This window comes from Thermotoga sp. Cell2 (assembly GCF_000789375.1).
GTDB lineage: Bacteria > Thermotogota > Thermotogae > Thermotogales > Thermotogaceae > Thermotoga > Thermotoga petrophila.
Window position 1 is genome coordinate 466,614 of sequence record NZ_CP003409.1, and the last position, 16,776, is coordinate 483,389.

Consider the following 16,776-nt stretch of genomic DNA (forward strand, 5'->3'; position numbering starts at 1 on the left):
GGGTGAGGAAGAGCTTTTGTACCACACTCTATTTATTAAAACACAAAAACCCTGTACCGGCAAGAGGCGGTACAGGGTTGAAACATTCTTTTTTCACAAACGAAAATTTACTTCAGTTCTACCTCAGCACCGGCTTCTTCAAGCTTTTTCTTGATATCTTCTGCTTCCTGTTTGGGAACACCGCTCTTAATGATTGCGTCGGGTGAACCGGCTTTTTCAACGAGATCTTTGGCTTCCTTGAGACCGAGTCCGGTGATCTCTCTGACAACCTTGATGACCTGAATCTTGTTCTGACCGAAGCTCTTCAAAACAACGTCAAATTCTGTTTTCTCTTCCTGAGCGGCACCGGCAGCGGCTCCGGCAACTGGAGCGGCAGCAACGGCCACAGGTGCTGCAGCAGTCACTCCAAATTTGTCTTCGAGCTTCTTCACGAGTTCTGCAAGCTCTGAAACCGTGAGTTTCTCAATCGCTTCGATGATTTCATCAATCGTCATCTTCAAACACCTCCATCATTCGGATTTTTTCTCTTTAATGGCATTGAGCACATACACGAGATTCCTCAAAATACCACTCAGAACAAACACAAGACCGGTAATAGGAGCTTTCACACGACCAACGAGCATAGCGTAGAGCTCTTCTTTGGATGGGAGTTTTGCGATGTTTTCCACTTCTTCTGCCGTGAATTTCTTTCCTTCGAGGAAACCACCCTTGAGCCTCGAAAGATCAGCCTTTTTATCTTTGTAAAAGTTGTAAACTATCTTGACAGCCTCCACAGGATCTCCTTCCGTGACGTAGAGTACAGCTGTAGGTCCTTTGAGAAATTCTTCGTAGCCTTCGTATTCAGCGTTCTTGAGCGCAAGATTCAAGAGAGTATTTTTCACAACCCTGAACCTTGCTCCATCTCCGTACTTTTCTCTCAATTTGGAGCGAAGTTCGGTGAGATCAGCCACCGTGAAACCCAGGAAATCGGCAAAGAGTATCAGCGATGTTTTTTTGAATATTTCACTCATTTCTTCAACTATGAGTTCTTTTTGTTGCCTGGTCAGCAAAGGATTCACCTCCCAAAAAAAATTTTGTGGACCCCGGAGGGTCCACAAAAAGGTCATAGAACCTTTCTGGGACGCCTCCGGCAGGATCTTTAACCCCACGGGCCCTGCCATCTACGGCGTCTTATTGAGTTTTCGATTGCTTTACTCTTTCAACAAACTCTGAAGATTCAATTTTATACCGGGTCCCATTGTAGAAGCCAAAACCACTTTTTTTATGAACTGTCCTTTCACACCTGCGGGTTTCATCTGCATGATCTGTTTTATTGCCGCGATTATGTTTTCCTTCAGTTTCTCGTTATCAAAGCTCCTCTTACCAACGGGTATGTGGATGTTCCCAGTTTTGTCCGTTCTGACCTCGATTCTTCCTTTTTTAAACTCTTTAACCGCTTCTGCTACTTCCTGAGTTACCGTTCCAGATTTGGGCGATGGCATCAAACCTCTTGGTCCCAGAATCTTTCCGAGCCTTCCGATTATTCTCATCATATCAGGTGTGGCTATTGCAACATCGAAATCGAGAAAACCTTCTTTTTCTATTTTTTCTACAAGATCCTCAGCTCCTACGTAATCCGCGCCCGCTTCCAAAGCCTCTTTTGCCTTTTCACCTTTGGCAAACACCAGAACCTTGACTTCCTTACCTGTCCCGTGTGGAAGCACGATCGTTCCTCTGATGTGCTGTTCAGGTTTCCTGTAGTCTATTCCAGTTTGAATGTGGAGTTCTATCGTTTCATCGAATTTCGCCGTGGCAGTTTTTTTAACGAGTTCTATGGCTTCGTCAAGATCGTAGTACTTTGTTCTGTCCACCAGTTTCCTTGCTTCAAGATACCTCTTGGAGTGCTTCGGCATTGCGCCTCCTCCTTTCCGTTACATCAGTCCACTACTTCTATTCCCATACTCTTAGCGGTTCCTTCAATGATCTTCATGGCTGCTTCCAAGCTGTTTGCGTTCAAATCTGGCATCTTTGTTCTCGCTATCTCTTCGATCTGTTTTCTGGTAACCTTTCCAACAATCTTTCTCTTTGGTTCGGAAGAACCTTTCTCCAAACCTGCCGCTTTCATGAGAAGGAAGGAAGCCGGAGGTGTTTTGATGATGAAAGTGAACGACTTGTCTTCGTACACCGTTATAACAACAGGAAGAATCATGCCTGCTTTATCCGCTGTTTCGGCATTGAACCTTTTACAAAACTCCATGATGTTAACACCGTGCTGACCCAAGGCGGGTCCAACGGGTGGAGCCGGCGTGGCTTTTCCGGCAGGCAGTTGTAATTTAATCTGAGCCGCTACTTTCTTCGCCATGTTCGAACCTCCCTATGCGTGGTGCGGATTCCTCCTCCCACGTTTTCTCACTCGATTTTCTCCACTTCAGAAACATGAAGAACAACAGGAGTTTCACGTCCGAATATAGTTACGTTTACTTTCAATTCCTGTCTCTCTGGATCGATTTCCTTTATAACACCCGCAAAATCTTCGAAGGGACCGCTTATTATCTTCACCATGTCTCCAACCTTGAAACCGAGTTCGACCTTCACAGGTTTCTTCTTCTCTTCATACTCTTCGAGGCCCGCGAGTCTCAAAATAGGTCTCATTTCTCTGTCTTTTACGGGAATAGGTTGTCCACCTGAACTAACAAACCCCATAACGTATGGCACGGAACGAACGAAATTGTAGGCCTCATCGTTCATGATCATTTCCACGAACACATAACCCGGGAAGAGTTTTCTTCTTTTCGTCTTGTAGATTCTGATCTCTTTTCTTGTTGAATAATCCACCACTTCGACTCTTCCCGAAACCTTGGCGAAGAACTTCCTGGCTTCCGCAAGCATTTCCCCCTGTTTCACTTCTTTTCCTTTTTTTATCCTATCCCTGTCGAAAACATCCAAAGGAATGTAATAAACGTCCTGCTCACCATCGGGTGTCTGAACGACCACTTTTTTCATTCGTTCTATCTCAACGATCTTTCCATCCAGTTCACAGATGTACTCTTCGTTTTTCGAAAGCGGCAGTCCCTGCTTCACTTTCGTTCCAACCCTCAAACCCGGCTCGATTCCCGCAGACTCGGGAATGTAATACGTCTTCGTATACTTCCTATCGATGGTTTCCACAACAATCTTTCTGACGTTCTTCACGTCAACGATCACACCGCTTCTTCGAGCATAAATAGGAGGTTCTTCGGCTATCAAATCCCCTTTGTTAACATCTTTTCCATTGTTCACATGTAATTTGGCCTTCGGAGAAAGTATGAGCCTCTCGGAAGGGCTGGTGGCGTCCAAAACTACCTCTTCAGGAATAACAATACGGCCCACCAGATTTTTTATCCCGGTGGCTTCGACTTTCTTTTCGATATTTTCTTTAACCTTTTCCTCGTAACCGGACATAGTAAGGACTATGTACCACTTTTTCTTCATCACCTATCACCTTATCCTATTCCCAGCGCTTTGAAAATCGCACTTACAACTCCTGAGAAGATGAAATCAAGCACAAAAAAATAAACACTTGTAACAGCGAGTATCACGAGAACAACACCAAAAGAAGTGAGCAACTCCTTTCGGGAGGGCCAGGAAATTTTCTTTGCTTCGGCGATGACTTCCCTGAAGAACTTTCGGAGTTTCTCCATTCTCGATGCCCCCTCAGATCAAAAAATGGCAGGGCCGGCAGGACTCGAACCCGCAACCACCGGTTTTGGAGACCGGCGCTCTACCAGTTGAGCTACGGCCCTGCGATTACGCTTTCGTTTCGGTATGAATCGTGTGGGCGTTGCACTTTGGACAGTACTTTCTCAGTTCGAGCTTTGCTCTTTTGTCCTTGTTCCTTGTGGTGTAGTAGTTCTTGTTACCGCACTGAGAACATTTCAGAGCCACTTTCACTCGCATATCTTCCACCCTTTCTCAAAAAATCTGGTGGTGGGGGGAGGATTTGAACCTCCGAAGGCATTCTGCCAGCGGATTTACAGTCCGCCCCCTTTGGCCACTCGGGCACCCCACCACATACTTTTGGAGCCAGCGGTGGGACTCGAACCCACAACCTACTGATTACAAATCAGTCGCTCTACCGGTTGAGCTACGCTGGCCCTATTTCCTTTCCGATGACCTATGGCGGCGGTGGGACTCGAACCCACGACACGGTGATTATGAATCACCCGCTCTCGCCGCTGAGCTACGCCGCCCAAGACCGTTCATTAATTTTACTATCAGAGCTTTTCTTTGTCAACCTCGAACATCTTTGAACGATGTGTTAAAATAATAAGGAGAGCCGTGCTCTCCTTCAGGAACTGGTGGGCTCGGGAGGATTCGAACCCCCGACCACCCGGTTATGAGCCGGGCGCTCTGCCAGCTGAGCTACGAGCCCACACCGATATCAGATTATATTCTAACACATCCCCGTTGTCAAGGAGTGTGATCAGCATGAAGAGAGATCCTATCAAGGAAATGCTCGTAAAATATCCGAGAATTCTCGTGATAAAAGCCGCTCTGAAGATTTTAAAGGACGGAAATAAGATAGACAGAGAACGGATCGAAAAAACGATCGTCAAGATCATGACCAAAAAGGAGGGCTGAAAACATTCAGCCCTCTAAGCTTATATGTTAGTATTGTTATAAAAGACCGGCACCCTCCAACAACGAGCACTCTCCGGAAGGGAGGATATCGATGAAGATCGATATCTTAGACAAAGGATTCGTTGAACTTGTGGATATGATGGGAAACGATCTTTCCGCTGTACGGGCCGCCCGCGTTTCTTTCAATATGGGCTTGAAAGACGAAGAAAGGGATAGACATCTCATCGAATATCTCATGAGGCACGGCCACGAGACTCCTTTCGAACACATTGTCTTCACCTTCCACGTGAAAGCTCCCATATTCGTGGCGAGGCAGTGGTTCAGACACAGGATCGCATCCTACAACGAATTGAGCGGCAGATACTCGAAGCTCTCCTACGAATTTTATATCCCCTCTCCCGAACGCCTGGAAGGGTACAAAACGACCATCCCTCCCGAACAGGTGACGGAGAAGATCTCAGAAATAGTCGATAAAGCGTATCGAACGTATCTGGAGTTGATAGAAAGCGGTGTTCCTCGAGAGGTGGCAAGGATAGTGCTCCCTTTGAATCTGTACACGAGGTTTTTCTGGACTGTGAACGCAAGGAGTCTCATGAATTTTTTGAATCTGAGGGCAGATTCTCACGCTCAGTGGGAAATTCAACAGTACGCTCTGGCAATCGCGAGGATTTTCAAAGAGAAGTGTCCCTGGACTTTCGAGGCATTTCTCAAGTATGCTTATAAGGGAGATATCCTGAAGGAGGTACAGGTATGAAAAGAGAGCTGGTTCTTCTGATGGTTCTGCTGGCTGTTTCCGCGATGGCAATTTACATCTCGGAAGTCGATTTCAAGGGATTGAACACTCTCAATTCCGAATTCATAGTTCAAAAAGTCGGAAAACTCTTCGGAGAGGTATCATCCGATGAAATTCAGGAGTATCTGAAAAAAGTCTTCGACCTTGGATATTTCTCCTCTCTAACACCCTCTCTGGAACCAGCTGATGTGGGTTACAGACTTGTCGTCTCACTGGAGGAAAATCCAGTTGTCAAAGATTGGAAACTGGAAATAGAGGGCCCTGGTCTGGTGGACAAAAAAGAACTCAAAGAGCTCGTTAAAATCGAGAAAGGCATGCCGTTGAACGTGAACCTTTTGAAAGAAACGTTCGAAACTATGAGAAACAAGTATCAGGAAGCAGGATACTTTCTTGTAGAGATAAACGGAAACTTTGAGGACGGTACTTATAAAATCGTTGTGAAAGAATACGCTCTATGGGACATCGTTTTCAACGGAGAAGTGGATGGGCTGGATATCGTTTCCATCCTTTCGAAAGCGAAGATAAAAACCCTGAGAGACTTCTATTCTTCCTCTCCACTGGTGAGGTTTTTCACCATGAGCAAGAAAGATTTCTATCCAAAGTACTCCGATATAAACAACCTCATCTCAGTTATAAACTCCTACCCGTTCTTCTCGAAAGAAACAACGGTTAATTTCAAGAAAACCACAGTGAAGGATATCGAAGAAAAGAATGTCGTGATCATGGTGGTCAATGTAGTACAGAGAAGACTGTTTGAAGGAGAGAAAGCTTTCAAAGAGATTCTCTTCCACGGTAACACGATCTTCACGGATCAGGAGCTTTTGAAAGCGTCCGGGTTGTCTCCAGATCAGACCTACACGAATGCTCAGGTGCTTCTCGCGATGAACAGAATAGTTGATTTTTACGAGAAGAACAATTTCCCATACACGTGGGTGGAAGCAAAGATAGAAGACGACAGCCTCGTGTTCGATATCTACGAGAAATACGTTCGCTCCGTTAAAATCGAAGGGCTCAAGAAAACAAAACCCTACGTGGTGGAGAACCTGGTCACCATAAAAGAAGGAGAACCTCTGAACAAAGAAGAGATCATGCTCACCTACTCTTATCTGCAGAACAGCAGGTACTTCGATTCTGTGAACATATATCCACAGCTTTCTCCAAGCGCAACTCAGGTGGATGTCGTGATAGATCTCAAAGAAGCGGAAAAAACGAGGAATTTCATAGGTGGAATTGGATGGACCATGCCAAAAGAAGGTGAGTGGTGGCAGGGCTTCAGCGGAATGGTTCAGCTCTCCGCAGTGAACACTTTCGGATACGGAGAGTCCTTCTCTGTGAATCTCAACCTCGGTTTCACCGAAAGAAGCGTTGAAGGAAGCATGAAACTCCCTGTCAAATTCGAAGTTCCAATGAACCTTGAACTGGGAATTGGATACACAGATTACACCACCTCCAGCGGCACCGATACGATCAGCCTCAAAGGCTTGATCTCTTCTCTTCCGTACAAGGGACATTCCTTCGGTATCGGACCCATCTACGAAAAGACATTGGTCGACGGAAGCAAGGGAACTCTCGCAATCCTCACGAGATACAGATACAACACCAAGAACTCCGCAATCCTTCCAACCGAAGGGTACTACCTCTCGCTCGACCTGACACGCGCGGGTCTTTTCGGGCTGGACGATCAAAAGTACTGGAAGGGCATCCTCTCGGGAGAAGCGTACTACCCGATCTTTGAAAGTCTCTTCTGGAGCTTCAAAGGTACAGGCGGAATGGTCCGCAACGAGATTGGAACGGAACTTTTGGAAGTGTCTGGTCCTTATGCGGTGCGTGGTTACAACTACTTCGAGACTGAAAAGATGTTCAAACTCTCAGCCGATCTGAACTGGATTCTTCAGAAAGAAAACGTACCCGTCGTCACCGGACTGTTCGTTGACTACGGCGGAATAGAAGAGAACGGAAATATGAACACTCTCTCTTCAGCAGGCGTGAAACTCGATCTCGTCGTTCCCCTTCTTGGGAGCGTGGAAGTTGGCGGTGCCTACAGATTCAACGAGAAAGACTGGCAGTTCTACTTCTTCATGGGAAGCTGGTGAGGAGGGAGGAGATTTGAAAAAGATCGGTATCATCGGCGGTGGCCAGCTTGGCAAGATGATGACCCTCGAAGCGAAGAAGATGGGTTTTTACGTGATAGTGCTCGATCCAACCCCCAGAAGCCCCGCCGGACAGGTGGCGGATGAGCAGATAGTCGCAGGTTTTTTTCGACTCAGAAAGAATTGAAGATCTGGTAAAAGGTTCAGATGTTACCACCTACGATCTTGAACACATCGACGTTCAGACATTGAAGAAACTCTACGACGAGGGCTACAAAATACATCCCTCTCCGTACACTCTGGAAATCATACAGGATAAGTTCATTCAAAAAGAATTTTTGAAGAAAAACGGCATCCCAGTTCCCAGATACAAACCGGTGAAGGATCTGGAAAGCGACGTCAGGGAGTTCGGTTTCCCTGTTGTTCAAAAGGCGAGAAAAGGAGGATACGACGGCAGAGGTGTGTTCATCATAAAAAACGAAAAAGACCTTGGAAACGCTATAAAAGGCGAGACCTACCTTGAGGAGTTCGTTGAGATAGAGAAAGAACTCGCTGTCATGGTGGCGAGAAACGAAAAAGGAGAAACAGCGTGTTATCCCGTGGTGGAGATGTACTTCGACGAAGATGCGAACATCTGCGATACGGTGATAGCACCTGCCAGAATAGAAGAAAAACATTCGAAGATCGCCAGAGAAATCGCAACGAGTGTTGTAGAGGCGTTAGAAGGTGTCGGTATCTTTGGAATAGAGATGTTTCTCACAAAACAGGGTGAGATACTCGTCAACGAGATCGCTCCACGCCCACACAATTCCGGCCATTACACCATCGAAGCGTGTGTGACGAGCCAGTTCGAACAGCACATAAGGGCGATCATGAACCTGCCTCTCGGATCAACGGAGCTTCTCATCCCCGCGGTGATGGTGAATCTCCTCGGTAAGGAAGGATATTATGGGAAACCCGCCCTCATTGGATTGGAAGAAGCTCTGGCCATAGAAGGTCTTTCGCTTCATTTCTATGGAAAAAAAGAAACCAGACCGTACAGAAAAATGGGACATTTCACGGTGGTGGACAGAGACGTTGAAAGAGCGCTCGAAAAAGCGCTCAGAGCGAAGAAAATACTGAAAGTCGTCTCGGAGGAGGGAGCGATGTGCCAAGGGTAGGAATCATCATGGGAAGTGACTCCGATCTTCCTGTAATGAAGCAGGCAGCTGAAATTTTGGAAGAATTCGGAATAGATTACGAGATTACGATCGTTTCTGCCCACAGGACACCGGATCGCATGTTCGAGTACGCAAAGAACGCCGAAGAACGGGGAATAGAAGTGATCATTGCGGGAGCGGGAGGAGCAGCTCACCTCCCGGGAATGGTGGCAAGCATCACCCACCTTCCTGTGATAGGTGTTCCTGTGAAAACATCCACACTGAACGGTCTGGATTCTCTTTTCTCCATAGTTCAGATGCCGGGAGGTGTACCCGTTGCCACCGTTGCCATAAACAACGCGAAGAACGCGGGAATCCTCGCTGCGTCTATTCTGGGAATCAAATATCCGGAGATCGCAAGGAAGGTAAAAGAGTATAAAGAGAGAATGAAACGGGAAGTTCTGGAAAAAGCCCAAAGATTAGAACAAATTGGTTACAAAGAATATCTGAACCAGAAAGAGTAAATTGTGATAAAATTAACATGAAAAAGACCGTTCCACCTGAGGTGGAGGGCATCCGACACCGAGGGGGAACTCACCCCTTCGGTCGTGCGAAGGGGATTTTTCTTTATAGAGGGTGATATCGTGAGATTGCCGGACGCTGGTTTCAGGAGATACATCGTTGTCGCCGGAAGAAGAAACGTCGGGAAATCATCCTTCATGAACGCACTCGTTGGACAAAACGTGTCCATCGTGAGTGAATACGCAGGCACCACGACAGATCCCGTTTACAAATCCATGGAGCTTTACCCCGTAGGCCCTGTAACGCTGGTCGACACTCCTGGACTCGATGATGTGGGAGAACTTGGAAGACTCAGAGTGGAGAAAGCAAGGAGAGTATTCTATAGAGCGGACTGTGGAATACTCGTAACAGACAGCGAACCGACACCGTACGAAGACGACGTTGTCAATCTTTTCAAAGAGATGGAAATTCCCTTCGTAGTTGTCGTAAACAAAATCGACGTTCTTGGAGAAAAGGCCGAAGAGCTGAAGGGACTCTACGAAAGCCGTTACGAAGCGAAAGTACTCCTTGTCTCGGCTTTGCAGAAAAAGGGATTCGACGATATCGGGAAGACCATCTCCGAAATTCTTCCGGGTGATGAAGAGATTCCTTACCTCGGTGATCTGATAGATGGCGGCGATCTTGTGATCCTCGTGGTCCCTATAGATCTCGGTGCTCCAAAGGGGAGGCTCATCATGCCTCAGGTCCACGCGATCAGGGAAGCCCTCGACAGAGAAGCCATCGCCCTCGTGGTGAAGGAAAGAGAGCTCAGGTACGTGATGGAAAACATAGGGATGAAACCAAAACTCGTCATCACAGACTCTCAGGTGGTAATGAAAGTAGCGTCTGATGTCCCGGAAGACGTGGAACTCACCACCTTTTCCATTGTGGAGTCACGATATCGAGGCGATCTGGCCTACTTTGTGGAAAGCGTGAGAAAGATAGAAGAGCTGGAAGACGGAGACACTGTTGTCATCATGGAAGGCTGCACCCACAGACCTCTCACCGAAGACATCGGAAGGGTGAAGATTCCAAGGTGGCTTGTGAACCACACGGGAGCCCAGTTGAACTTCAAAGTCATAGCGGGAAAGGATTTCCCGGATCTCGAAGAGATCGAAGATGCCAAACTCATCATTCACTGCGGAGGATGTGTTCTGAACAGGGCAGCTATGATGAGAAGGGTGAGAATGGCAAAAAGACTCGGTATTCCCATGACGAACTACGGTGTGACGATCTCTTACCTCCATGGAGTACTCGACCGGGCGATACGTCCCTTCAGAGAGGAAGTGAAGGTGTGAGAAAGGAACGCGATTACCTCGGGGAACTGGAGATAGAAGACGAAGCCTACTATGGAATACACACAAAGAGAGCCCTCATGAACTTCCCATCCACAGGTGAAAAGCTCGACGAAACCCTCATCTGGGCCTATTTCATGGTGAAAAAAGCCTGCGCCCTTTTGAACACAGAGCTCGGTTATCTGGACGAACGAACAGGAAACGCCATCGTGAAGGCCTGTGACGAATGGGAAGACCTGAAAAAACACGTGGTTGTGGATCCACTCTCTGGTGGGGCTGGAACTTCCATAAACATGAACGTAAACGAAGTGATCGCAAACAGGGCTACGGAAATACTCGGTGGAAAGAAAGGAGAATACCTGGTCGATCCCATAGACCATGTGAACCTGCACCAGTCCACGAACGATACCTTCCCAACGAGTGCGAAAATCGCCACCATCGTGAAACTCAGAAAACTCATAGATGAAGTGATAAACCTTCAGGAGAAGATTCAGGAGAAAGAGAAGGAGTTCTACTCCATAAGAAAACCAGGAAGAACACAGCTCATGGATGGACCGCCCATCATGTTAGGGCAGGAATTCGGCGCTTTCGCGGATGCCCTCGCAAGAGACAGATGGAGGCTCTACAAAGTCGAAGAAAGAATAAGAAGTGTAAACATCGGGGGAACGGCCATCGGAACGGGAGTTGGGGCGCCGAAAGACTACATCCTCAAGATCGTCGAAAAAGTGAGAGAAGTAACGAAAGTGAAGATTGCTAAAGCAGAAAACCTCATAGACGCCACGCAGAACTGGGACGTTTTTGCTGAGGTTCATGGTCTTTTGAAATCTCTTGCTGTGAACCTCTACAAGATCTCAAATGACATCAGACTGCTGGGAAGCGGACCAAACACCGTGATCGGGGAACTGATTCTTCCAGCTGTGCAGGCGGGAAGCTCCATCATGCCAGGAAAAATAAACCCGGTTGTTCCCGAGTACGTGATGCAAATCTGTCACATGGTTTTCGGTCACGACATGATCCTGAACCATGCCTGCGCACTTGGGAATTTAGAACTCAACCAGTTCGCTCCTCTGATAGTTCACCTAACACTGAAATCTCTCACACTCCTCACAAACGCCTGTAGATCACTCGCCAGCTACATCTCAAAAATAAAAGCGAACAACGAGCGGTGCGAGGAACACCTTCGAAGGTCTGTTTCGAACCTCACACCTTTGATAAAGTTGTTTGGATACGAAGCGGTCTCTGAAGCAATAAAAAAAGCGAATTGGGACATAAAGAAAGCCGTTGAAATTCTATCCCAGGAGAAAAACATTCCTGTCGAAGAGATACTGAAGGTTCTCAACCTCAAAAAGATGACGGGGCTTGGCTACTCCTTGTAATAATAGTCCACGAGTTTTTCGTACAGGAACTTATAATCACTGTACAGTCTCTCGTACACCGCGTTTCTTTCAGAATCAGGGTGAAACACCCGCTCTACCCGAACCTCTTTTTCGATAAAGCCTTCCACATCTTCTCCCAGCGATTTCAAAGCCATTACGTAGGCTCCAAAAGCGGAAGGATTCTCCACGTTTGTGACGATTATATCCTTTCCAAGAACGTCCGATAAGAGCTGGACCCAGTACGGAGAGCTGGTGAAACCTCCCGTCGCAACGATTCGATTGGGATCAACACTTCCCACTCTTTTAACCGCGTTGTGTATGTCCTTTATCCTGAAGCAGATTCCCTCGAGTGCCGCTCTTGCAATGTCACTCCTTCTGTGAGAGGAAGTGAGCCCTACCAGAACGCCCCTGTATCTTTCTCTCCAGTGCGGTGCCCTTTCCCCGTTGAGAAACGGCAGGAATACCAGTCCGTTCGCACCAGCTGGAGACTCCTTTGCTTCTTCTATGATATCGTCGTAACTGTCGAACCTCATGACATCTTTAAGCCACATCAACACGATACCGCCATTGTTTATCGCCCCGCCGAGAACGTAGTTTTCCTCATCGATCAGATAGCACCAGGTGGAAATCCCCTCCCGATCGATCACCGGTCTGTCCATGACAACACGAAACGCGCCGCTCGTTCCAATCGTCACGGTGGCTGAATCAGGATCCATCGCACTCAATCCCACGTTCGTCATCACTCCGTCTCCACCGCCAAGGATCAGGTAGACTTTCTTGAAGCCAAGCTCTTTTGCTATCTCGTCTTTCACCCTCACCTGTGTGTAAGGTGATTTGATCTCAGGAAGATCTTCTTTCCTCACTCCCGTGATCTCCAGGATTTCCCCGTCCCATTCGAGGGAATGTATGTTCATCATACCGGTTCCAGATGCGAGAGAAAGCTCTTCCACAAATTCTCCAGTCATCTTGTTGACGATGTAGGCTTTTATCGAACAGAACTTTTTCGCATTCGAGTTTTTCTTCATCCACAGGATCTTTGAAGGCCAGTACATCGGATGGAGCGGGCACGCGGTTTTTTCATAAAAGAACCTGACACCGTACTTCTTCTCCAGTTCTTCCTTTTCCCGAAAGGATCTCCTGTCTGCCCAGTTGAGGAGGGGAGTAACCGGATTGAGATTTTCATCAAGACCGATGATGCTGTGGAACACAGAGCTCATACCAACGTAGAGAACCTCGTCCTCGTTGGGTACTTGCTTTAAAAGATCGAAAACAGCGGAAAAGATCTCATTCGGGTCCTGTTCTGCCGCCTCGGGTGATGGAAAGAAGATTCTATATGACTTTTTCAGAACTTTCCACTCACCGTTACTTTTGAACATAAGACGAGTGCTCTCTGTTCCAATGTCTATGGCCGCTATCATCCTCTCCTCTCCTTCAGATCGTAGAGGTACTTTCCACCCGGGACTATCCAGAGACTATCCTCATCCATGAAATCTTCTTTTTTGATCTTCGACGGATCCATGTATCCAAGGTTCACTGCCCTGCATTCGTCTTCAGGAATGGAGGTGGCGAGGATCACATCGAATTCGAACTCCTCTTTACCCGTTTCTGGATCGAACGTTCCAGCTCCTCTTACGTTGATCACATGTGCTGCAACGTTCTTGTTGAAATCGGGATGTTTCTTCAGATACCACTTCACGTAGTCTTTACAGTGGTATCCTATTTCCCTGATCCACTTGTCCATCTGCGGGTTGGAGTGGAACTTCCTTATGTGCGGTGCGTAGATGATGATCTGACCGCCCTTTGCCATCACACCTGGTCTTTGAAGCTTGTAGGAACCCTTCCCCGCCGTCCAGACTTCATCGTATTCCTCTCCTATCACCTGGACAGCCCTTCTGAGAGGTCGGTCTATGTATTTCACGTGAAGTTGAGAGCTGAGCTCGCAAGCTTTTTCGTATGCCCTTAAAAAGCCTTCGTATCCTTCATCTATGTAGAGAGCTCTTGGAATCACTTCTTCTTCCTCTTCGTACACCATGTTGAGTGTGAAGGATCTTGCTTTTATCTTCTCAAAAATCATCTCCGATGCCCTGTTTATGATCTTACGCGCGGGATTGTCCACCGTGCCTATGAGTTTTGGAATGCCCATGAGAACTGCTGCCCAGTGGAAAGTATCTACAACTTCCGTGCTGGCGATTCCCGGAATAACGATCTTCAAGCCACCGGAAAAACCTGTCGATTCGTGAGGAACTGTACCGTTTATGAAAAAGATCGCGTCGAAATCTTCAAAGAGGATTCTGTTCACCTTTATCGGTATCTCCTCTTCCAGATCTCCCTCGGTCATCTCTGAAACGAAACCAGCCGGTAGCGTGCCAACAAACGCCAGTGCTTCAGGATTGAAAAACTCATGGTTGTGGAAAAACACTCCTCTTTCGTTTCTTGAGATACCGAGTTTCTTTTCGAACTCTTCAATTTTCATGGCCCTGTGTGTACCGCTCGCGTTGAGCGTATGAAACTCTTTCAGACCTCTTTCAAGGAGAAATCTGTAGAGGTTCTTTGCCACTAAGTGGGTGAAATCCACGCGGGTGTAATCTGTGTGCACCACCAGCACTTTTTTCACTTTTCCAAGATCTTCAACCAATTTTGAAAGACCTTCTTTTATCTTCTCTTCGGTCAAAGGATCTTCTTCTAGGTACACCGTCACTGATCCCACCCCTTCAATTCGCAGTCCAACCACCGTCTACAAATATGATCTGTCCAGTCACGTACTTCGCCTCTTCGGAAGCAAGGAAGACTGCCACACCCTTCAAATCCTCTGGTACACCCGTTCTGCCAAGGGGTATCCTCTTGAGCATGTAGTCCAGTTTTTCTGGATCGCTGAATACAGCCTCTGTCATCTTGGTTCTGTACCAGCCCGGCGCTATCACATTCACCCTTATGCCGTACCTTCCCCACTCCTTCGCCAGAGCTTTTGTGAGAGAAGCAACGCCTCCTTTCGAAGCAGCGTACGCGGATATGTTGGGCATGGTGACTTCTTCAACGGTGAGAGATCCTATGTTTATGATAGAGGGGTTATCGGATTCTCTCAGGAGTGAAAAGGCCTCCCTACACACGTAGTAAGTTCCAAAAAGGTTCACCTCTATCACCTGTCTGAACTCATCGAGAGGAAATTCTTCCGCTGGATGTCTTCTGTTTATCCCCGCAGCGTTGACCACCGTATCGAGCTTTCCAAATTTCTCTTTCACTGCTTCCAAAAGTTTTTTCACTTCCTCATAGTTTGAAACATCGCATCGGAAAGCCATTGTTTCAACACTGTATTTTTCTTTCAACTTTTTGAGCCGCTTCTGATGCTTCCTCCAGATTTCTGCTTGCAACGACCACTGAACATCCGGCCTCTGCCAGCCCCTGAGCGATTCCAAAACCCAGCCCACGAGAGCCACCGGTTACGAGGGCAACCCTCCCCCTGAGATCGAACACACAAATCACCCCTTCAACAGGTCTACGTGCCTTTTTATATGTTTTGCCACGGTCTCGTAGAAGAGTTCCTCATTTTGTTCAAGCGTCTTAAACAGCCGTTCTTTCAAAGATGCATCTTTCAGAACAGAGCCATAGGTGACATGGATCAACTGTCTCACGTTGATGTCTTCAAAAAGACCTGGAAGATCTTCATCTTTCACTTTCTCTACTTCCGGAACTTTCGACAGATCCGCAGATATGTGATAGGACTTTCTGTCTTCCTCAAAGTGATCGAGAGCACACCTGTAGATCTCCCGGAAGAGCTCCGGGTTGACCATGGATATGACCTTCACCGCCTCAAGATAACTCGTTCCGGCTGTCTTCACGTGGAAAAGGCCTCCTGTCGCGGAAGCAAAAGCAGGATACACGGAAAATTTGTCGCTTCCAGAGTGGAGTGATATTTTGTATCCTTCGAACATCCTTGCGATTTCTGCGTGCATTTTGATTTCTCTCTCGAACTGTGCAAGATCCCCCTTGTAATCTATTCCCTTTTCCCATTCGCCGATGAATCTCAGGGCAAGATTGGTGAACTCCACACCTCTTCGTCTGAGTTCTTCCACAACGAAAATGTGGAAGAGAGGACTCGTAGGAGTTTCTGTTTCGTCAACTGACACTTCGAAGTCGAAATCCGGGGTTTCGTCTTTCAAAATTTGATACATCATATCCACGTGGGCAATCGCATCGTAATACACGAGCGCCGCATCTCTGAGATTCTTCTCATCGAATTCGATCTTCTCACCGAGAACAGAGTATTTCTTACCGAGATAGATCCTGTCGATCCTTTCCTTTCTCAGAATCTCTTCGAATTTCTCATTTCTTTCCTTTTCTGTAAGTTTTGAAAGATTCCTCACATGATCCGAAGGATCGATTGTGAACATGGTGAAACCTTCCCTTGCAGCCGAAACAAGATCCTCCGGCCGCTTCACATGGTCTGCATCCGCTCCGAATCCCTCACTGTATCCCTCCTGGAAAACTCCCCATGTGGCATCGTCCAGCACATCTCTCCAGGTCCTTCCCGTTCTCTCGTTCTCCCTCACCGACTGCTGCGCAAAGATGGGAAAAAGCCCTGAATCCTTCAACGCCCTCACGTGAGCCGGTGTGGTGATACCGAGTCTGTCACCTGTTCCAAAAGACGCTCTCAATCCCGCTCGAACTGGTTTGAGATCTGGAAAGTATTTTCTGAGAACTTCCAAGTTCTCATGATTTCTCTCACAGAAAAAGAACGAAACACCCTCCACCCGCTGTTTTTTGAAAAACGACAGACCCTCAGGTGCCTTTTCTCCAGCCACTACCAGAATTTTTCCTTCCTCTTCCTTTGTCAAGAAGAAAGAAAGAGAATCCTTTTCTCTATAAGACTTTTCGTAAACTTCGTATCCCCTTCCAAAGTGGTCTTTGAACACTTTCAAGACCATA

At 47.2% G+C, this 16,776-nt stretch carries 18 protein-coding genes, 5 tRNA genes and 1 pseudogene; 7 read left to right on the forward strand and 17 right to left on the reverse strand.

Going from position 1 to position 16,776, the window contains the following annotated elements; translation table 11 throughout:
• Positions 1-107: 107 nt before the first annotated feature.
• The 12 genes from rplL to CELL2_RS02460 all read right to left on the reverse strand — a co-directional run bounded on the left by rplL (position 108) and on the right by CELL2_RS02460 (position 4,390).
• Positions 108-494 (reverse strand): 50S ribosomal protein L7/L12, encoded by a 387-nt coding sequence (rplL, locus tag CELL2_RS02405; RefSeq protein WP_011943105.1) that lies wholly within the window; start codon positions 492-494, stop codon positions 108-110.
• A 15-nt stretch (positions 495-509) separates the two neighbouring features.
• Entirely contained in the window at positions 510-1,049 is a 540-nt protein-coding gene (gene rplJ / locus CELL2_RS02410) for a 50S ribosomal protein L10 (RefSeq protein WP_011943106.1), read from the reverse strand.
• A gap of 141 nt (positions 1,050-1,190) precedes the next feature.
• Positions 1,191-1,892 (reverse strand): 50S ribosomal protein L1, encoded by a 702-nt coding sequence (rplA, locus tag CELL2_RS02415; protein WP_004081511.1) that lies wholly within the window; start codon positions 1,890-1,892, stop codon positions 1,191-1,193.
• A gap of 23 nt (positions 1,893-1,915) precedes the next feature.
• On the reverse strand, positions 1,916-2,341 hold the full coding sequence (gene rplK, locus CELL2_RS02420; protein WP_038033608.1) for a 50S ribosomal protein L11: 426 nt from the start codon (positions 2,339-2,341) through the stop codon (positions 1,916-1,918).
• A 47-nt stretch (positions 2,342-2,388) separates the two neighbouring features.
• Positions 2,389-3,450, reverse strand: coding sequence for a transcription termination/antitermination protein NusG (gene nusG, locus CELL2_RS02425; protein WP_012310572.1), 1,062 nt, complete (start codon positions 3,448-3,450; stop codon positions 2,389-2,391).
• A gap of 11 nt (positions 3,451-3,461) precedes the next feature.
• Positions 3,462-3,659, reverse strand: coding sequence for a preprotein translocase subunit SecE (secE, locus tag CELL2_RS02430; RefSeq protein ID WP_004081514.1), 198 nt, complete (start codon positions 3,657-3,659; stop codon positions 3,462-3,464).
• Between the two features lie 26 nt (positions 3,660-3,685).
• A tRNA-Trp gene (locus tag CELL2_RS02435) sits at positions 3,686-3,761 on the reverse strand.
• Between the two features lie 4 nt (positions 3,762-3,765).
• The gene (rpmG, locus tag CELL2_RS02440; RefSeq protein ID WP_004081515.1) at positions 3,766-3,915 is read right to left on the reverse strand and encodes a 50S ribosomal protein L33; all 150 of its coding nucleotides are present in this window, start codon (positions 3,913-3,915) and stop codon (positions 3,766-3,768) included.
• Between the two features lie 25 nt (positions 3,916-3,940).
• Positions 3,941-4,027 (reverse strand) — tRNA-Tyr (locus CELL2_RS02445).
• Positions 4,028-4,036: 9 nt separating this feature from the next.
• Positions 4,037-4,112 (reverse strand) — tRNA-Thr (locus CELL2_RS02450).
• A gap of 23 nt (positions 4,113-4,135) precedes the next feature.
• A tRNA-Met gene (locus tag CELL2_RS02455) sits at positions 4,136-4,208 on the reverse strand.
• A 106-nt stretch (positions 4,209-4,314) separates the two neighbouring features.
• Positions 4,315-4,390 (reverse strand) — tRNA-Met (locus tag CELL2_RS02460).
• 56 nt (positions 4,391-4,446) lie between these two features.
• Here CELL2_RS02460 and CELL2_RS09355 point away from each other — a divergent pair.
• From CELL2_RS09355 to CELL2_RS02490, 7 genes and pseudogenes are all read left to right on the forward strand, one after another.
• Positions 4,447-4,599 (forward strand): hypothetical protein, encoded by a 153-nt coding sequence (locus CELL2_RS09355; RefSeq protein WP_011943110.1) that lies wholly within the window; start codon positions 4,447-4,449, stop codon positions 4,597-4,599.
• Positions 4,600-4,690: 91 nt separating this feature from the next.
• Entirely contained in the window at positions 4,691-5,353 is a 663-nt protein-coding gene (thyX, locus tag CELL2_RS02465) for an FAD-dependent thymidylate synthase (RefSeq protein WP_038033605.1), read from the forward strand.
• The gene (locus CELL2_RS02470) at positions 5,350-7,485 is read left to right on the forward strand and encodes an outer membrane protein assembly factor (RefSeq protein ID WP_038033599.1); all 2,136 of its coding nucleotides are present in this window, start codon (positions 5,350-5,352) and stop codon (positions 7,483-7,485) included. Before thyX ends, CELL2_RS02470 begins: the two co-directional genes overlap by 4 nt.
• Positions 7,486-7,498: 13 nt before the next feature.
• Positions 7,499-8,642, forward strand: a pseudogene (purK, locus tag CELL2_RS02475) (5-(carboxyamino)imidazole ribonucleotide synthase).
• A complete protein-coding gene (gene purE, locus CELL2_RS02480) occupies positions 8,630-9,145 on the forward strand; it encodes a 5-(carboxyamino)imidazole ribonucleotide mutase (protein ID WP_004081520.1) in 516 nt (171 codons plus the stop codon). Before purK ends, purE begins: the two are co-directional and overlap by 13 nt.
• Positions 9,146-9,265: 120 nt before the next feature.
• Positions 9,266-10,480 (forward strand): [FeFe] hydrogenase H-cluster maturation GTPase HydF, encoded by a 1,215-nt coding sequence (hydF, locus tag CELL2_RS02485; RefSeq protein WP_011943114.1) that lies wholly within the window; start codon positions 9,266-9,268, stop codon positions 10,478-10,480.
• Positions 10,477-11,853, forward strand: coding sequence for an aspartate ammonia-lyase (locus CELL2_RS02490; protein WP_038033591.1), 1,377 nt, complete (start codon positions 10,477-10,479; stop codon positions 11,851-11,853). Before hydF ends, CELL2_RS02490 begins: the two co-directional genes overlap by 4 nt.
• Here CELL2_RS02490 and CELL2_RS02495 read toward each other — a convergent pair.
• From CELL2_RS02495 to uxaE, 5 genes are read right to left on the reverse strand one after another with little or no spacing between them, the layout of a single operon-like run.
• Positions 11,841-13,271 carry a gluconokinase gene (locus CELL2_RS02495; protein ID WP_038033588.1) on the reverse strand — a complete coding sequence of 477 codons (1,431 nt, stop codon included), beginning with the start codon at positions 13,269-13,271 and terminating at the stop codon, positions 11,841-11,843. The two genes, CELL2_RS02490 and CELL2_RS02495, sit on opposite strands and share 13 nt — an antisense overlap.
• Complete coding sequence (locus CELL2_RS02500; protein ID WP_038033587.1) at positions 13,268-14,551, reverse strand: lactate racemase domain-containing protein; 1,284 nt, start codon at positions 14,549-14,551, stop codon at positions 13,268-13,270. Before CELL2_RS02500 ends, CELL2_RS02495 begins: the two co-directional genes overlap by 4 nt.
• A 13-nt stretch (positions 14,552-14,564) precedes the next feature.
• Complete coding sequence (locus tag CELL2_RS02505; protein ID WP_241208695.1) at positions 14,565-15,149, reverse strand: SDR family oxidoreductase; 585 nt, start codon at positions 15,147-15,149, stop codon at positions 14,565-14,567.
• 4 nt (positions 15,150-15,153) lie between these two features.
• Complete coding sequence (locus CELL2_RS09505; protein WP_371180331.1) at positions 15,154-15,333, reverse strand: SDR family NAD(P)-dependent oxidoreductase; 180 nt, start codon at positions 15,331-15,333, stop codon at positions 15,154-15,156.
• Entirely contained in the window at positions 15,330-16,775 is a 1,446-nt protein-coding gene (uxaE, locus tag CELL2_RS02510) for a D-tagaturonate epimerase UxaE (protein ID WP_038033581.1), read from the reverse strand. Before uxaE ends, CELL2_RS09505 begins: the two co-directional genes overlap by 4 nt.
• Position 16,776 lies beyond the last annotated feature (1 nt).

What these genes read in the sequence shown, in the direction of transcription:
- secE (WP_004081514.1), bottom strand. Translation starts at nt 3,659, where the DNA reads ATGGAGAAACTCCGAAAGTTCTTCAGGGAAGTCATCGCCGAAGCAAAG.
- CELL2_RS02495 (WP_038033588.1), bottom strand. Translation starts at nt 13,271, where the DNA reads ATGATAGCGGCCATAGACATTGGAACAGAGAGCACTCGTCTTATGTTC.
- nusG (WP_012310572.1), bottom strand. Translation starts at nt 3,450, where the DNA reads ATGAAGAAAAAGTGGTACATAGTCCTTACTATGTCCGGTTACGAGGAA.
- rplK (WP_038033608.1), bottom strand. Translation starts at nt 2,341, where the DNA reads ATGGCGAAGAAAGTAGCGGCTCAGATTAAATTACAACTGCCTGCCGGA.
- uxaE (WP_038033581.1), bottom strand. Translation starts at nt 16,775, where the DNA reads ATGGTCTTGAAAGTGTTCAAAGACCACTTTGGAAGGGGATACGAAGTT.
- thyX (WP_038033605.1), top strand. Translation starts at nt 4,691, where the DNA reads ATGAAGATCGATATCTTAGACAAAGGATTCGTTGAACTTGTGGATATG.
- rplL (WP_011943105.1), bottom strand. Translation starts at nt 494, where the DNA reads ATGACGATTGATGAAATCATCGAAGCGATTGAGAAACTCACGGTTTCA.
- rpmG (WP_004081515.1), bottom strand. Translation starts at nt 3,915, where the DNA reads ATGCGAGTGAAAGTGGCTCTGAAATGTTCTCAGTGCGGTAACAAGAAC.
- CELL2_RS09355 (WP_011943110.1), top strand. Translation starts at nt 4,447, where the DNA reads ATGAAGAGAGATCCTATCAAGGAAATGCTCGTAAAATATCCGAGAATT.
- CELL2_RS02470 (WP_038033599.1), top strand. Translation starts at nt 5,350, where the DNA reads ATGAAAAGAGAGCTGGTTCTTCTGATGGTTCTGCTGGCTGTTTCCGCG.
- CELL2_RS02505 (WP_241208695.1), bottom strand. Translation starts at nt 15,149, where the DNA reads ATGGCTTTCCGATGCGATGTTTCAAACTATGAGGAAGTGAAAAAACTT.
- rplA (WP_004081511.1), bottom strand. Translation starts at nt 1,892, where the DNA reads ATGCCGAAGCACTCCAAGAGGTATCTTGAAGCAAGGAAACTGGTGGAC.